16 protein-coding genes, 2 tRNA genes and 1 pseudogene are annotated in these 12,746 nt (G+C 59.1%); 4 read left to right on the forward strand and 15 right to left on the reverse strand.

Annotated elements, in window-relative coordinates:
- Positions 1 to 77 precede the first annotated feature (77 nt).
- The 10 genes and pseudogenes from EET67_RS26190 to EET67_RS23350 form a co-directional block, all read right to left on the reverse strand.
- Entirely contained in the window at positions 78 to 215 is a 138-nt protein-coding gene (locus EET67_RS26190; RefSeq protein ID WP_245451168.1) for a hypothetical protein, read from the reverse strand.
- A complete protein-coding gene (locus tag EET67_RS26195; protein ID WP_245451169.1) occupies positions 212 to 499 on the reverse strand; it encodes a DUF6074 family protein in 288 nt (95 codons plus the stop codon). The genes EET67_RS26190 and EET67_RS26195 overlap by 4 nt, the downstream gene beginning before the upstream one ends.
- Before the next feature lie 569 nt (positions 500 to 1,068).
- Positions 1,069 to 1,326 (reverse strand): annotated as a pseudogene (locus EET67_RS26690) (helix-turn-helix domain-containing protein); the annotation flags it as partial.
- A gap of 129 nt (positions 1,327 to 1,455) precedes the next feature.
- A complete protein-coding gene (locus EET67_RS23320; protein ID WP_128628611.1) occupies positions 1,456 to 1,677 on the reverse strand; it encodes a helix-turn-helix domain-containing protein in 222 nt (73 codons plus the stop codon).
- 279 nt (positions 1,678 to 1,956) lie between these two features.
- Positions 1,957 to 2,718, reverse strand: a complete 762-nt coding sequence (locus tag EET67_RS26535; RefSeq protein WP_342634685.1) for a tyrosine-type recombinase/integrase — start codon at positions 2,716 to 2,718, stop codon at positions 1,957 to 1,959.
- A 79-nt stretch (positions 2,719 to 2,797) separates the two neighbouring features.
- Positions 2,798 to 3,163 carry an Arm DNA-binding domain-containing protein gene (locus EET67_RS26540; RefSeq protein ID WP_128628632.1) on the reverse strand — a complete coding sequence of 122 codons (366 nt, stop codon included), beginning with the start codon at positions 3,161 to 3,163 and terminating at the stop codon, positions 2,798 to 2,800.
- A 195-nt stretch (positions 3,164 to 3,358) separates the two neighbouring features.
- Positions 3,359 to 3,435 (reverse strand) — tRNA-Arg (locus EET67_RS23335).
- A 148-nt stretch (positions 3,436 to 3,583) separates the two neighbouring features.
- Positions 3,584 to 3,889 (reverse strand): ETC complex I subunit, encoded by a 306-nt coding sequence (locus tag EET67_RS23340; RefSeq protein WP_128628613.1) that lies wholly within the window; start codon positions 3,887 to 3,889, stop codon positions 3,584 to 3,586.
- Between the two features lie 18 nt (positions 3,890 to 3,907).
- Positions 3,908 to 3,984 (reverse strand) — tRNA-Pro (locus EET67_RS23345).
- Between the two features lie 53 nt (positions 3,985 to 4,037).
- On the reverse strand, positions 4,038 to 5,210 hold the full coding sequence (locus tag EET67_RS23350) for a cystathionine beta-lyase (RefSeq protein ID WP_128628614.1): 1,173 nt from the start codon (positions 5,208 to 5,210) through the stop codon (positions 4,038 to 4,040).
- Between the two features lie 344 nt (positions 5,211 to 5,554).
- Between EET67_RS23350 and EET67_RS23355 the strand changes: the two genes are divergently transcribed.
- Genes EET67_RS23355 through EET67_RS23370 form a run of 4 tightly spaced genes read left to right on the forward strand, consistent with a single transcriptional unit; the run spans position 5,555 to position 9,822 of the window.
- Positions 5,555 to 6,583: an amino acid ABC transporter substrate-binding protein gene (locus EET67_RS23355; protein ID WP_128628615.1), complete on the forward strand. Its 1,029-nt coding sequence runs from the start codon at positions 5,555 to 5,557 to the stop codon at positions 6,581 to 6,583.
- A gap of 60 nt (positions 6,584 to 6,643) precedes the next feature.
- On the forward strand, positions 6,644 to 7,834 hold the full coding sequence (locus tag EET67_RS23360) for an amino acid ABC transporter permease (protein ID WP_128628616.1): 1,191 nt from the start codon (positions 6,644 to 6,646) through the stop codon (positions 7,832 to 7,834).
- A 4-nt stretch (positions 7,835 to 7,838) separates the two neighbouring features.
- Complete coding sequence (locus EET67_RS23365) at positions 7,839 to 8,993, forward strand: amino acid ABC transporter permease (RefSeq protein ID WP_128628617.1); 1,155 nt, start codon at positions 7,839 to 7,841, stop codon at positions 8,991 to 8,993.
- Positions 8,994 to 9,018: 25 nt separating this feature from the next.
- A complete protein-coding gene (locus EET67_RS23370) occupies positions 9,019 to 9,822 on the forward strand; it encodes an amino acid ABC transporter ATP-binding protein (protein ID WP_128628618.1) in 804 nt (267 codons plus the stop codon).
- 184 nt (positions 9,823 to 10,006) lie between these two features.
- Here the strand turns inward: EET67_RS23370 and EET67_RS23375 are convergent, their stop codons facing one another.
- The 5 genes from EET67_RS23375 to fdhD all read right to left on the reverse strand — a co-directional run bounded on the left by EET67_RS23375 (position 10,007) and on the right by fdhD (position 12,745).
- Positions 10,007 to 10,288 carry a transcriptional regulator gene (locus tag EET67_RS23375; RefSeq protein ID WP_128628619.1) on the reverse strand — a complete coding sequence of 94 codons (282 nt, stop codon included), beginning with the start codon at positions 10,286 to 10,288 and terminating at the stop codon, positions 10,007 to 10,009.
- Positions 10,289 to 10,467: 179 nt separating this feature from the next.
- The gene (locus EET67_RS26545) at positions 10,468 to 10,611 is read right to left on the reverse strand and encodes a hypothetical protein (protein ID WP_342634686.1); all 144 of its coding nucleotides are present in this window, start codon (positions 10,609 to 10,611) and stop codon (positions 10,468 to 10,470) included.
- On the reverse strand, positions 10,608 to 11,543 hold the full coding sequence (locus EET67_RS23380) for a substrate-binding domain-containing protein (RefSeq protein WP_342634687.1): 936 nt from the start codon (positions 11,541 to 11,543) through the stop codon (positions 10,608 to 10,610). Before EET67_RS23380 ends, EET67_RS26545 begins: the two co-directional genes overlap by 4 nt.
- A 178-nt stretch (positions 11,544 to 11,721) precedes the next feature.
- Positions 11,722 to 11,934, reverse strand: coding sequence for a formate dehydrogenase subunit delta (locus EET67_RS23385; RefSeq protein WP_128628620.1), 213 nt, complete (start codon positions 11,932 to 11,934; stop codon positions 11,722 to 11,724).
- Positions 11,921 to 12,745, reverse strand: a complete 825-nt coding sequence (gene fdhD / locus EET67_RS23390) for a formate dehydrogenase accessory sulfurtransferase FdhD (RefSeq protein WP_128628621.1) — start codon at positions 12,743 to 12,745, stop codon at positions 11,921 to 11,923. The genes EET67_RS23385 and fdhD overlap by 14 nt, the downstream gene beginning before the upstream one ends.
- Between the last annotated feature and the right edge of the window lies 1 nt (position 12,746).

Genomic DNA, 12,746 nt, shown 5'->3' on the forward strand with positions numbered 1-12,746 from the left:
CCTCAAGATTGCGCTTCAACAGCCGCAATCCTTCAAAACAGAAGCCTCAACCGCAAACCGACCTGCCAAATGCCGCGTCAGCGGCTTCGTTCAATCCCGTTTATGGGTACGTGACCTAACCCGGCACCCCCGGCCCGAAGCGCGACCAGCGCGCTGCGGGCCTGATCGAGCGCCTCGATGGCCTTGTCGATGATGATGGTGTCGGTGGTGGTCATCCGGCACCGCCCTTCGCTGCGTTATCGATCGCCATCCACAGCAGTTCGCCTTGGACCGCCTCGAAAAGCTCGCTAACCTGACTCTCGGCTTCGCGGCGAGGGACGCGGGCGGCAATGAGGTCGGCGATGCACACCTTCGCCACTGACCGCCAGTATCGGTCAGCGGCCTTGCCTTGCTTGGTCCAGAGCACTTTTGCGGTCGCGGCCACAAGGTCACGGCGCTTCCAAAGCGGAAATGCGAGAACCTCAGCCGCGGGCTTCCGAAAGAGATCAAGCTGTTGCACGATTTGCCTCCAACGGGTCCCATCTGACCCTTTTGCGGCTCGTCTGTCATTTTGTCCCATCGCTTCGCTAAGTGCGGCCGGAGAGCCTCCTGCCCACCTTCCATCACAACCGGACATGCGAATTTGACACCACTGGAAGACTTGATCAGCAAGAGGCCGATCTTGAATTCCTCACCCGCCAGGCTGGTGGCGATCGTCGAGCCACGTCTGATGACAGTGCACTGACCGATATCTGGAATGTTGATAGAAAGCCCGACCGAATAACCGACTGAATCAGGAGAAGCGCGCAAACGCGCGTCTCTACTATGACCTGTATGATCACTATCGGCAGGCGCTATAGGCGCCTGCCTGTGTTCTTCAACGGGATCATCAATAAGGGTTATACGCCGCCCATGGCGGGTCTTAGATGCAGGATTTGGCGGATCATCGTGCAAATTTTGGCGGATCATCGTGCAAATTTTGGCGTGTTCGGACATCATCATGACCCGCCATTTTTGGCTATCAAAGAACGCCGGCTGATAGATGCTTGATAAGTCGGGGCCTCGCCTGATGACGCGGAGGTGGCCCCGAGATCGAAGCGTTGAAAGGTGCCGCTGCACGGTCCGGACAGGCATTCCAAGCGCCTCGGCGAGCGTCTCCTGGGAGGGCCAGCAAGTGCGCTTCTTCCTGTTTAAAAAATCGTAAGCGAGCGACGCCAGCACGCGAAATGCGCCATCTGATAAAGCATGGTCGCGAAGTCCTTGCTCGACCCATCGACCTCGAAACGCTGCGAAGCTATCCGACTTCTGGTCGCTTGCCTTCCCGGTTTCCTGCTCGTAATCTCGCACTGCATTTCTATCACGACCGGCCGCCTCTGCCGTGCCATCGGCGGGGCGGTTTTTAGTTGTGTCATGACAACGCCCCCGCGACGATGCAGGCGACCATGATAACGGCCGCTGTGAAGCTGATAATGTCGATCATGCTGCGTCCTCGCCTTCGAGCTTCGCAGCGAAGCGATCGACCTCTTTCTTAGTGAATATGGTCTTGCCCTTGATCTTGGCCGACCGAAGCTCACCAGCTTTCATGAGGTCATAGACAGTTGACCGGCCGACCCCGAACATTGCGCAAAATTCAGGGATCGAGAATGCCAACTTGGGAAGCGGCGAGGCTGGCTCTGCCGCATTCTGAATGTGCTCCACAGCAACACTCCACAAAAATGGGTTGAAAGGGGGAGCCGCGGGCACCGCATGTGGTCAGAGACCTGTCGTCACCGGAAGCTTGCAAGCAACTTATAGCGGTGGACGCGGGCGGGCAACTACGAATAGCAAATTTATTCTATTAATTCTTTCGTAATCGGGTATTTCTGGAATAAAACCAAGGAAATTTTCAAATAATCAGAATAGATTTCATTTTGTTTGGATTTATTCCAACAAAAATGGCGGGCATTTTGCCCGCCTTGATTGATTGCCCCGATGGGGTCAGGCGCGAAGTGGGATCACCTCTGCTCCCTTTCGCATGGCGTCAATCTCGTTGCCCCACCATTTGGCCATTTCGACGCGCTCCTGCCAGTGGTCGCCACGAGCATAAGCGCGACGTACCTCGTTCCCGTCGACGTGAGCGAGTTCCCGCTCGATCGCATCAGACGACCAGCGACCACTCTCGTTTAACAAGGTTGATGCCGACGCCCGAAAGCCATGCGGGACGTGCTGGTCAGACCCGATACCCATAGCGCGCAGCGCAGCCGACCAAGTGGCGTCGCTGATGGGACGACGCCGGGATCGAATGGATGGAAAGACCAAAACTCCGCCGGTTATCTCATGGTGCTGACGTAAGATCGCGACCGCCTGCACCGGCAAAGGCTTCTTATGCTCCTTTCTCCCCTTCATTCGTTCCGCCGGAATCGTCCATGTTGCCGCGTCGAGATCGAACTCCTGCCATGTCGCGAGGCGTAACTCGCTCGGCCGGGAGTAGAGCAGCGCGAGCAATTTCAGGCCGGCAGCCGTTTCGATATGAGGATATCCCCAGATCGACCGGAGAAGCCCACCAAAGCCCTTCCGATCGCGAATGGCTGGCCTGTGTATAACCTTCCTTGCCGCGATGGCACCGCGCAGCGCGAGGGTCGGATCGTTTTCTGCTCGACCTGTGGCGATAGCAAATCGGAAGACCTGGCCAACGCTCGTCCGTGCCTTCGCGGCCGACGCCAACTTTCCACGCCGTTCGAGCTTGCGGACTGTCGCCAAGACCTCCGCAGCACTGATTTCGGAGACCGGGAGTGTGCCGAAATCGGCATTTGCCAGGCCGATCAGATAGTCGAATCGCTCACGGGGCCGAACCGCCTTGTCCTCGGCGACCAGCTTTGCGCGAAGATCGGCAGCGACAGCCGCGGAAGGTATTTTCCGAGGCGTCTGCCGCCCTGATTTTTTCGAGCTTCTTCTGACGCCCAGGATCAATACCCTGCGCGAGCAATTCCTTTGCTGCGTCGCGCGCCTTGCGCGCGGCAGCCAGCGACACGGCAGGATATTGCCCATGCGCGAGAACGCGCTGCTTGCCGCCGAATGCGTATGCCTGCCGCCAGAGCTTCGAGCCGTTCGTTGGTACGAAAAGATAGAGACCGCCGCCATCGGAGTATTTGCGAGGTTTCGCGTCCGCCTTCACCGTGCGGATGAAAGTATCCGTGAGTGCCATGATCCGCCTTTCTTGGTATCGAGAAGATCGGCCAGCGCCGATACCATGGATAATACCAAGAAATGTGGTGGATGCCAGCAAACAACGTCAAACAATGTCAGCAATGCACGAACGAAAAAGGCCCGGAGAACCGGGACTTTTCATGTAAAATACGGACGATATCGGACGGTTAAAAGCATTCGTGGATAGAAATACTGGCGATCCCGGCAGGATTCGAACCTGCGACCATCGGCTTAGAAGGCCGGTGCTCTATCCGGCTGAGCTACGGGACCACGATTCACACCGGCCGACAGCCGAAGTGCCACGGCTAGAGCATGTTGCAGCCAAGTGGATCACTTGGCGTCGCACACATGCAGCAAAATCAATTAGATAGACCATGATGTCGTCCGAAAACCGGTATCCACTTTTCGGCATCATGGTCTAATGCGTCCAGGGAACCTTGCGGTCATAGCGGAAATTCTCCGCATAGGAAATCGCGCGGCGCTTGGCCTCCTTCGGTTCCTGGACGCGAAAATCCAGCCCGTGCTTTTCGGCATAGGCGATCGCCTCTTCCTTCGTCTCGAAGGTGAGGCGAATCTGGCTCTTCATGTCGCCCGATGAGGTGTAGCCCATCAGCGGGTCGATCTTGCGCGGCATGGCGGGGTCGAATTCCAGAACCCAATGGCCGGTCTTGGCCTTACCCGATTGCATTGCAGTCTTGGCAGGGCTGAAAATGCGGGCGGACATGCGTTCCTCATCAATCAATGGTCGGAGTGGCAGGATTCGAACCTGCGACCCCCTGATCCCAAATCAGGTGCGCTACCAGGCTGCGCTACACTCCGCTGCGGATGTGCCTAGTGGCTTCGCCGCTTAATGGCAAGGCGGAAAATGCCGCTCATGCCGCACTTGCCGCTGCCAGCCCCCTGCCGATGTCGGCCTTGATGTCCTCGACGTCCTCAAGTCCGATCTGCAACCGGATGATCGGTCCGGCATAGGGGCCCTTGGCCACCACCCTGTCGGCGAGCGAGACGTGCACGGCCAGGCTTTCATAGCCACCCCAGGAGTAGCCCAGTCCGAAGATCTGGAGCGCATCGAGGAAGGCATGGGCTTCTCTTTGTCCGCCGCCGGCAAGGACGATGGAGAAAATGCCGCTTGCGCCGCAGAAATCGCGTTTCCACAAGGCATGGCCGGGGTGGCTTTCAAGGGCAGGGTGCAGCACACGCGCCACGCCGGGCTGGGTCTCCAGCCAGCGTGCTATCTCCAGCGCGCTCTGCTGATGCCGCTCAAGCCGCACACCCATGGTGCGCAGCCCGCGCAGCACCTGGTAAACATCGTCTGGCGCTGCACAGCAGCCAAGCGTGATGAAGGCATCGTGCAGGCGCTGCCAGCATGCCGCATTGGCCGACACCGTTCCCAGGAGCACGTCGGAATGGCCCGCCGGATATTTGGTTGCGGCATGGATCGAGACATCAACGCCATAGTCGAGCGGCTTGAAATAGAGCGGCGTTGCCCAGGTGTTGTCCATCATCACCACTGCGCCGCCCGCATGGGCCGCCTTGGCGATTGCCGGTATGTCCTGCATCTCGAACGTGTTGGAGGCGGGTGATTCAGTGAAGACGACCCTGGTATTCGGCTTCATCAATGCGGCAATCTGCGCGCCGACATGCGGGTCGTAATATTCGACCTCGATGCCCAGGCGCTTCAGCATCGTGTTGGCGAAATTGCGGGTCGGTGCATAGACGGAATCGACGATCAGCACGTGGTCGCCGGCCGAAAGGAAGGCGAGCAGCGGTATGGTGACCGCCGCGAGCCCGGAAGGCACGATGATGGTGCCGGCCGAGCCCTCAAGTGCATTCATGGCCTCTGCCAGCGCATCGGTGGTCGGGGTGCCGCGCGTCCCGTAGGTATATTTCTGGGAGCGTTCGGCCATGGCCGCTGCATTGGGGAACAGGACGGTCGAAGCGTGGACCACCGGCGGATTGACGAAGCCGTGAAAGTCGTGCGGATCATTGCCGGTATGGGCCAGCCGCGTGTGAATGCCCATCTTTTCCAAGTCACGCTTGTTCATGATTTTCCCTGTCGTGGAATCCAGCTTGACGCATAAGTCCGCAGAGCGGCGGGTGCAACAGCAACGGGAGTTTCAGCTGCAACGTCGTTGTTTGGGAATGAAATATTCCTCTTGGTAATAGCCGAATTCAACGCCCTCTCACAATGGTTTTCAATTGATTAACGACGTGTCATTGCACTTGACCTGAGGCGGATAATCGCTTTCGATGCGTTTCGTGAATGAAGTGTGGCTGACGCATCCGCGGCGATGCGCCGTTCCGGAAGTGGGCTGGAATGAAATGCTGCTTTCACACGGGATAAGAGGGGGTTTCACCCCGACAACAAAACTGAAAAAGGGTCTGTGGGATGAATAAAACTGTAAAAGTCGTTCTTGGTGTCGCCGCACTTGGCTTCGCAGCCTCGACCGCATCGGCGGCGACGCTCGATGATGTCAAGGCCAAGGGATTTGTCCAATGCGGCGTAAATACCGCTCTTGCCGGCTTTTCGGCGCCCGACGACAAGGGCGACTGGAAGGGCCTTGATGTGGATCTGTGCCGTGCGGTTGCTGCCGCCGTGTTCGGCGACGCGACAAAGGTGAAGTTTACGCCGACCAACGCCAAGGAGCGCTTCACCGCGCTGCAGTCGGGCGAGATCGATCTGCTTTCGCGCAACACGACCTGGACGCTTAGCCGCGACACCTCGCTCGGCTTCAATTTCGCCGGCGTCAATTACTATGACGGCCAGGGTTTCATGATCAACGCCAAGAAACTGCCAGGCGTGAATTCGGCGCTGCAGCTTTCGGGCGCTTCGGTTTGCGTGCAGAGCGGCACGACCACCGAACTCAACCTTGCCGACTACTTCAAGGCCAATAACCTGGAATACAATCCGGTGGTGTTCGAGAAGCTCGAAGAGGTGAACGCCGCCTATGATGCCGGCCGCTGCGATGCCTACACAACCGACCAGTCGGGCCTTTATTCGATCCGCCTGACGCTGGCGGCACCCGACGATCACATCGTTCTGCCCGAGATCATCTCGAAGGAGCCTCTTGGGCCGGCCGTTCGCCAGGGCGACGATCAGTGGTTCGATATCGTGAAGTGGTCGCTCTATGCCATGGTCCTGGCCGAGGAGTATGGCATCACCCAAGCCAATGTCGATGAGATGAAGAACTCGCCCAATCCCGATATCAAGCGCATTCTCGGCACCGAGGCCGACTCCAAGCTCGGCACCGATCTGGGCCTGTCCAATGACTGGGTGGTCAACATCATCAAAGCTGTCGGCAATTACGGCGAAAGCTTCGAGCGCAATGTCGGCCAGGGCAGCCCGCTGAAGATCGCGCGCGGCCTCAATGCGCTCTGGACCAAGGGTGGCCTGCAATACGCGATGCCTATTCGCTAAAGCGACGGTCCGATCCGGGAGGCGAACATCGCCTCCCGGTCTCCGTGAAAAGGAGACTCCATGGCCTCGCAAGATATTGTCCGGCATGATGCCGGGTCGAGAAGCTCGTTCCTGAACGACCCGAAGATTCGCGGGCTGATCTATCAGACTGTCCTCTTCGTTCTGCTGGTCGCCTTCGTCTATTGGATCGTCGGCAATACGATCGAGAATCTGAGGCGCGCCAACATCGCCTCCGGTTTCGGCTTTCTCAATAATCGTGCCGGCTTCGACATCAGCCAGAGCATGATCGAATACTCGTCGGATTCGCGCTATTCGCGCGCGCTGGTCGTCGGCCTGCTCAATACTCTGCTGGTGGCTGTCACCGGCATCGTGACCGCTTCGATCATGGGCTTCCTGATCGGCGTCGGAAGGCTTGCCAATAACTGGCTGATCCGCAAGATTTGCATGGTCTATGTCGAGATCTTCCGCAACATACCGCCGCTTCTCGTCATCTTCTTCTGGTATTTCGGCGTTATTTCGGTGTTGCCGGCGCCGCGCGACAGTGTCCAGCTGCCGCTGTCATCCTTCCTCAACAATCGCGGCTTCTTCCTGCCGAAAGCGGTATGGGGCGAGGGGGCCTGGCTGATCCTCGTGGGATTGGTCGTCGCCATTGCCATGGTGTGGTTCGTTGTTCATCGGGCGCGCAAGCGGCAGGAAGCGACCGGCCAGCAGTTCCCGGTACTCTGGACCTCGGCGGGCCTGATCGTCGGCTTGCCCCTGCTGGCATTCGCTCTTGCCGGGTTTCCGCTGACATTTGAAATCCCGACCAAGTCGACCTTCAACCTGGTGGGCGGCTTCCAGATAAAGCCGGAATTCCTCGCGCTCTATCTCGCGCTCTCCTTCTATACTGCCGCCTTCATCGCCGAAATCGTGCGTGCTGGCATTCTCGGCGTCAGCAAGGGACAATCCGAAGCATCTTTCGCGCTCGGGCTGCGGTCGCGACAGGCATTGCGGCTGGTGATCGTGCCGCAGGCGATGCGCATCGTCATACCGCCGCTGACCAGCCAATATCTCAACCTGACCAAGAACTCGTCGCTCGCGATCGCCATCGGCTTCCCGGATCTAGTTGCCGTGGGCGGAACCATCCTCAACCAGACCGGCCAGTCGATCGAGATCGTCGCGATCTGGATGGTCATCTATCTAGGCATCAGCCTTTTGACCTCGCTGTTCATGAACTGGTTCAACGCCAAGATGGCCTTGGTGGAGCGGTAAGCCCATGGAACACGACGTTTCCTATGTCCGGACCGAAATGGTCAATGCGCAGGCGGCGCCCGCAAGCGAGCGCGGTGTCGTCAAATGGCTGCGCGAGAACCTTGTCGCCACCCCGATGGATGCCATACTGACGATCATAAGCATCGCCTTGCTGGTCTATTTCCTGCCCTCGGCGCTGAGATGGCTTTTCATCGATGCCCAATGGAGCGGCTCGGACCGCAGCTTCTGTGCCACGGTGGCGCAGGGCGGGGCGCAGCCGGACGGATGGTCCGGTGCCTGCTGGGCTTTCGTGAAGGCCAAATACGAACAGTTCCTGTTCGGCCGCTACACGATTTCCGAGCGCTGGCGGGTGGTGCTGGTCGGTGCGATGTTCGTGGCGCTGTTCGTGCCGCTGCTGATCCCGAGGGCGCCCTACAAGCTGGCCAATGCGTTCCTTTTGTTCGTGGTCCTCCCGATCGTTTCCTTCTTCCTGCTCGTTGGAGGATATTTCGGGTTGCCACGGGTCGAGACCCAGCTTTGGGGCGGCCTGATGGTGACGCTGGTGCTGTCGTTCGTCGCCATCGCGGTGTCGCTGCCGCTTGGCATCCTGCTGGCACTCGGGCGCCGTTCCGATATGCCGGTCATCAAGATGTTCAGCGTCATTTTCATCGAGACGGTGCGCGGCGTTCCGCTGGTGACGGTGCTGTTCATGGCAAGCGTCATGCTGCCCCTGTTCCTGCCGGCGGGCGTCACCTTCGACAAATTCCTGCGAGCGCTGATCGGTGTCGCCCTGTTTGCGGCTGCCTATATGGCCGAGGTGGTGCGCGGCGGGCTGCAGGCCATTCCGAAGGGGCAGTATGAGGGCGCGGATTCGCTCGGTTTGAGCTATTGGCAAAAGACGGGGCTGATCGTCCTGCCGCAGGCGCTCAAGCTGGTGATACCGGGTATCGTCAACACCTTCATCGGTATCTTCAAGGATACGAGCCTCGTCTACATCATCGGCATGTTTGACCTGCTGGGCATTATTCGCCAGAATTTTGCCGACGCCACCTGGGCGACCGCCCAGACCCCGATGACCGGTTTGATTTTCGCCGGCTTCGTCTTCTGGGTGTTCTGCTTTGGCATGTCTCGCTACTCGATCTACATGGAACGCCGGCTCGATACCGGCTACAGACGATAAAAAAACATAATAAGGGGATCGGCCTATGGCCCTCGAAAACGCTGTTAAACCCGAAGAAATCAGGGTTGATACCGGCAAGATGCATATTTCGGACACCGAGGTGGCGATCGACATCATCGGCATGCACAAATGGTACGGCGATTTTCATGTTCTGAAGGACATCAACCTTCGCGTCATGCGCGGCGAGCGCATCGTCATCTGCGGCCCGTCCGGATCGGGCAAATCGACCATGATCCGCTGCATCAACCGTCTGGAGGAGCACCAGAAGGGCAAGATCATCGTTGATGGCAAGGAACTTACCAACGACCTGAAGAAGATAGATGAGGTCCGCCGCGAGGTCGGCATGGTATTCCAGCACTTCAACCTGTTTCCGCATCTGACGATCCTGGAAAACTGCACGCTGGCGCCGATCTGGGTGCGCAAGACGCCTAAGAAGCAGGCTGAGGAAATGGCGATGCATTTCCTCAAGCGCGTGAAGATCCCCGAACAGGCGAATAAATATCCGGGCCAGCTATCCGGCGGCCAGCAGCAGCGTGTGGCGATCGCCCGCTCGCTGTGCATGAACCCGCGTATCATGCTGTTTGACGAGCCGACCTCGGCGCTTGATCCGGAAATGATCAAGGAAGTGCTGGAGACGATGGTCGGGCTGGCCGAGGAGGGCATGACCATGCTGTGCGTGACCCATGAAATGGGCTTTGCCCGCAAGGTCGCCAACCGGGTCATCTTCATGGACCAGGGTCAGATCGTGGAGCAGAACACGCCGGCTGAGTTCTTCGACCACCCGCGTCACGAGCGCACCAAGCTGTTCCTGAGCCAGATCCTGCACTGAGCGGTATGGTGGAGTACGGGGCCTCTTCGTTGGACTGGTTCAGCTTTTGACGGAAACAGCGCCGCACTCGAGGGGGCGTCGGCGTTGCGGCCATCCTCTTTCTCACGGAGAAGGCTCCGGCCGGAGATCAGGGCGTTCCTCTCGAAGCTGAACGGCTCCAGGCCTTTACGCAGTTCTCGAATTGTCAGTGGGTCTGGTTGAAGGTCACGATGGAAACTTCGCCCTCGAGCGCGCCTTGATATGCCGACATATGCGGTTCCTCGTCGGGCTCGCCCTCCATCTCGCCGATCTGATCCAGTTCGGCTTCGACATAGCCTTCGGCTGCCAGTGCCTCGAGCGCCTTGCGTACGGCTGAATCCTCGTCCGGTGCACTGAGCATCACATGCACGCCCAGCGGGCTGCCGCCCTTCTTGAGCCAGACGCGGCCGGTGATGATCGTCACCGGCGATTGTTCATTGTCGTTCATCTGCTTGGCACCGTTGCGAAATACAAGCTTGCGCTTTGGAATACATATATGGCGTGGGCTCTACCTTCTGGCGAAAGGAAAGGCGAACATAAAATTCCCCTGCACCGTCAACCGGATGCACAACGCCTGCCATAGGGCCCGATCGTGAACCCAGATTCCAGTTCTCGGTCCGCTCTGTTTCAGGAATTTTCCCTGAAGAATTTTTGTACCGTCTTGACGCTGCCGGCGTCGGCGACGGCGTAGCCGGGCAGGGAACCCACTGCCCGGCGGTAATCCGTGCCGCTGATGATTTCCCGCAGACGCTCCACCGGTTTGGCGTTCAACATATTGCTCGGCAGATGAAGAAATAATCCTCGGTGATGATGTGAACGAAATCGAGGTCGAACTCGACCGCCGCCGCCTCGACGCCGAAGCCGGTATCGGCCATGCCTCTGGCGACGTGAGCGGCGACTGCGGCATGGGTGAGCTCGACATTCTGGTAACCGGTGATCTCGCCGCTATCGATCTTGTTCTGTGCAAGCAGCTGTTCAAACAGCGCGCGCGTGCCGGAGCCCACATCGCGGTTCACGAAAGTGATCTTGGGGTCGCGAAGTGCGCCAAGACCGGTGATATCGAATGGATTGCCGCGTCTGACAAAAAGGCCCATTTCGCGGGTCACGAAACCGATGACGCAGTAGACACTGGGGTCAAGCCATTTTTTCAGTGCCGCGACAGCACGCTTGCGCAACTCCCCATGCGGCAGGTGGATCGCGGCGAGCTCGCACTCCTGTGCCCGCAGCGAATCCAGCGACGCCTGATTTGTCATATACCGCAGGTCGATATTGGAATCGGGATTTTGCGCCAGGAACTCGCTGAGCTTGGATATCGCGAAACCGTGGCTGGCGTGAATCCGGATGGAGGGCGGCACGTCAGGTAGAAGATTGGCAAGCTCCATCTCCAGTTCCTGCGCGATATTGTGCAACTGCGGCCCCAGGCGCGCCTTCAGATGCTGTTCGGCCCACACCAGCTTGTTGCCCAGCGGCGTAAGCTGCGAGCCCTTGCCGCGCTGCCGCTCGACCAGCGGCTCGCCGAAGAAGGCCGACCACTGGTCGATGAGGTTCCAGGCATGACGGTAGGACATGCCGGTATGTTCGGCCGCCGTCGCCAAGGTGCCGGAAAGCTTGATCTCACGCAGAAAGCTCAGCATCACGCGCATCGAATGCGGTGAGGTTTCGTTGGTGAAGTGCCACGCCGCCTCGATGTTGATGCGAACCATCGCAGCCATTCTCCAAACTGGAACACATTGCCGGCAGATGCTTCCGGAAAAAGCCCCACGCTGCGGCACCGTGATGCACGCAAGAAAGGCGCTCGAGAAGTCTCTTGCATGCGCCTATCAATTTTGCTGGCAAATGGCAAAAAGCAGATTACGTGCAGCTATCTGCAACTATCTGCAACTATCTGCTGGAGAGAATGTCCACCGCTTCCTTCGCGATCGGGTCCAGCCCGTCACCACCCTGTTTCCAATGCGCGCAAATCTGCTCACGCATGCGTGGCTCCCAGAACTTGGTCAGATGATCGGCCACCGCCTGGGGTGCTGCGGTTCGGCTCTGGGTGGCAAAGAACTTGCTGATGTGGTTGGCCATGTAGATGAGTTTATCGGGCGACATGAGCGTCCAATCCTTCTTCGATGATGCGCTGCGGGTGGGTGAAGACCTCGAAGCCATCCTGGCGGGCAACCGCGACAATGGTGATACCCGCTTCCTGAGCGGTACGCAGCGCAAGCGCCGTGGGTGCCGATACGGCCACCAGAACCGGTATCTGCGCCACGGCGGCCTTCTGCACCATCTCGACCGACAGGCGGCTGGTCAGTACGCCCAGGCCCCCGCGGCCAGTCCGGCCCAGGCCCGCCAGCGCGCCGGTCAGCTTGTCCAGGGCGTTGTGCCGGCCGACGTCCTCCCGCAACGCAACGAGACCTTCCGCTTGCGTCCAGAAGGCCGCTGCATGCACGGCGCTGGTCCGCTTGTGCAACAATTGCCGCGCGGTGAGGGCGGTCAGGGCAGCCATGATATCGGCCGGGCTGAACACCGTGTCGTCGAGCACGGGCGGTTGCGGCCGCATCGCCTGTTCCAGCGATTCGATGCCGCATAGCCCGCAACCGGTCGGGCCGGCCAGAAACCGCCGCCTTTCCTGCAGGATGGCGCGCTGGGGCTCCGCAAGCCAGATGCGCAGGTCGATGCCCGGCGCGGTTTCGACGATATCGAGACTTTCGATCTCGCTCACTGCGCCGATCACACCCTCGGTCAGGCTGAAGCCTGCGGCAAAATCCGCCAGATCCTGCGGCGTTGCCATCATCACCGCATGCGCGGACCCGTTATAGGAAAAGGCAACCGCCACTTCCTCCGGCACGCTGCGTGCGCCATGCTTCAGGATACCATCTCGCCAGACGCCGCGAGCGACGCTGCTGACCGCTTCCATCATG

Origin of the sequence: Borborobacter arsenicus, from assembly GCF_003934165.1 — a bacterium.
Taxonomy (GTDB): Bacteria; Pseudomonadota; Alphaproteobacteria; order Rhizobiales; family Rhizobiaceae; genus Pseudaminobacter; species Pseudaminobacter arsenicus.

Excerpts from the sequence above, each read along its gene's own strand:
- EET67_RS23370 (WP_128628618.1), top strand. The coding sequence starts at position 9,019 with ATGGCCCTCGAAAACGCTGTTAAACCCGAAGAAATCAGGGTTGATACC.
- EET67_RS23380 (WP_342634687.1), bottom strand. The coding sequence starts at position 11,543 with ATGGTTCGCATCAACATCGAGGCGGCGTGGCACTTCACCAACGAAACC.
- EET67_RS26190 (WP_245451168.1), bottom strand. The coding sequence starts at position 215 with ATGACCACCACCGACACCATCATCATCGACAAGGCCATCGAGGCGCTC.
- EET67_RS26540 (WP_128628632.1), bottom strand. The coding sequence starts at position 3,163 with ATGGCACTCACGGATACTTTCATCCGCACGGTGAAGGCGGACGCGAAA.
- EET67_RS23375 (WP_128628619.1), bottom strand. The coding sequence starts at position 10,288 with ATGAACGACAATGAACAATCGCCGGTGACGATCATCACCGGCCGCGTC.
- EET67_RS23350 (WP_128628614.1), bottom strand. The coding sequence starts at position 5,210 with ATGAACAAGCGTGACTTGGAAAAGATGGGCATTCACACGCGGCTGGCC.
- EET67_RS23355 (WP_128628615.1), top strand. The coding sequence starts at position 5,555 with ATGAATAAAACTGTAAAAGTCGTTCTTGGTGTCGCCGCACTTGGCTTC.
- EET67_RS23360 (WP_128628616.1), top strand. The coding sequence starts at position 6,644 with ATGGCCTCGCAAGATATTGTCCGGCATGATGCCGGGTCGAGAAGCTCG.
- EET67_RS23385 (WP_128628620.1), bottom strand. The coding sequence starts at position 11,934 with ATGTCGCCCGATAAACTCATCTACATGGCCAACCACATCAGCAAGTTC.
- EET67_RS23365 (WP_128628617.1), top strand. The coding sequence starts at position 7,839 with ATGGAACACGACGTTTCCTATGTCCGGACCGAAATGGTCAATGCGCAG.
- EET67_RS23340 (WP_128628613.1), bottom strand. The coding sequence starts at position 3,889 with ATGTCCGCCCGCATTTTCAGCCCTGCCAAGACTGCAATGCAATCGGGT.
- fdhD (WP_128628621.1), bottom strand. The coding sequence starts at position 12,745 with ATGATGGAAGCGGTCAGCAGCGTCGCTCGCGGCGTCTGGCGAGATGGT.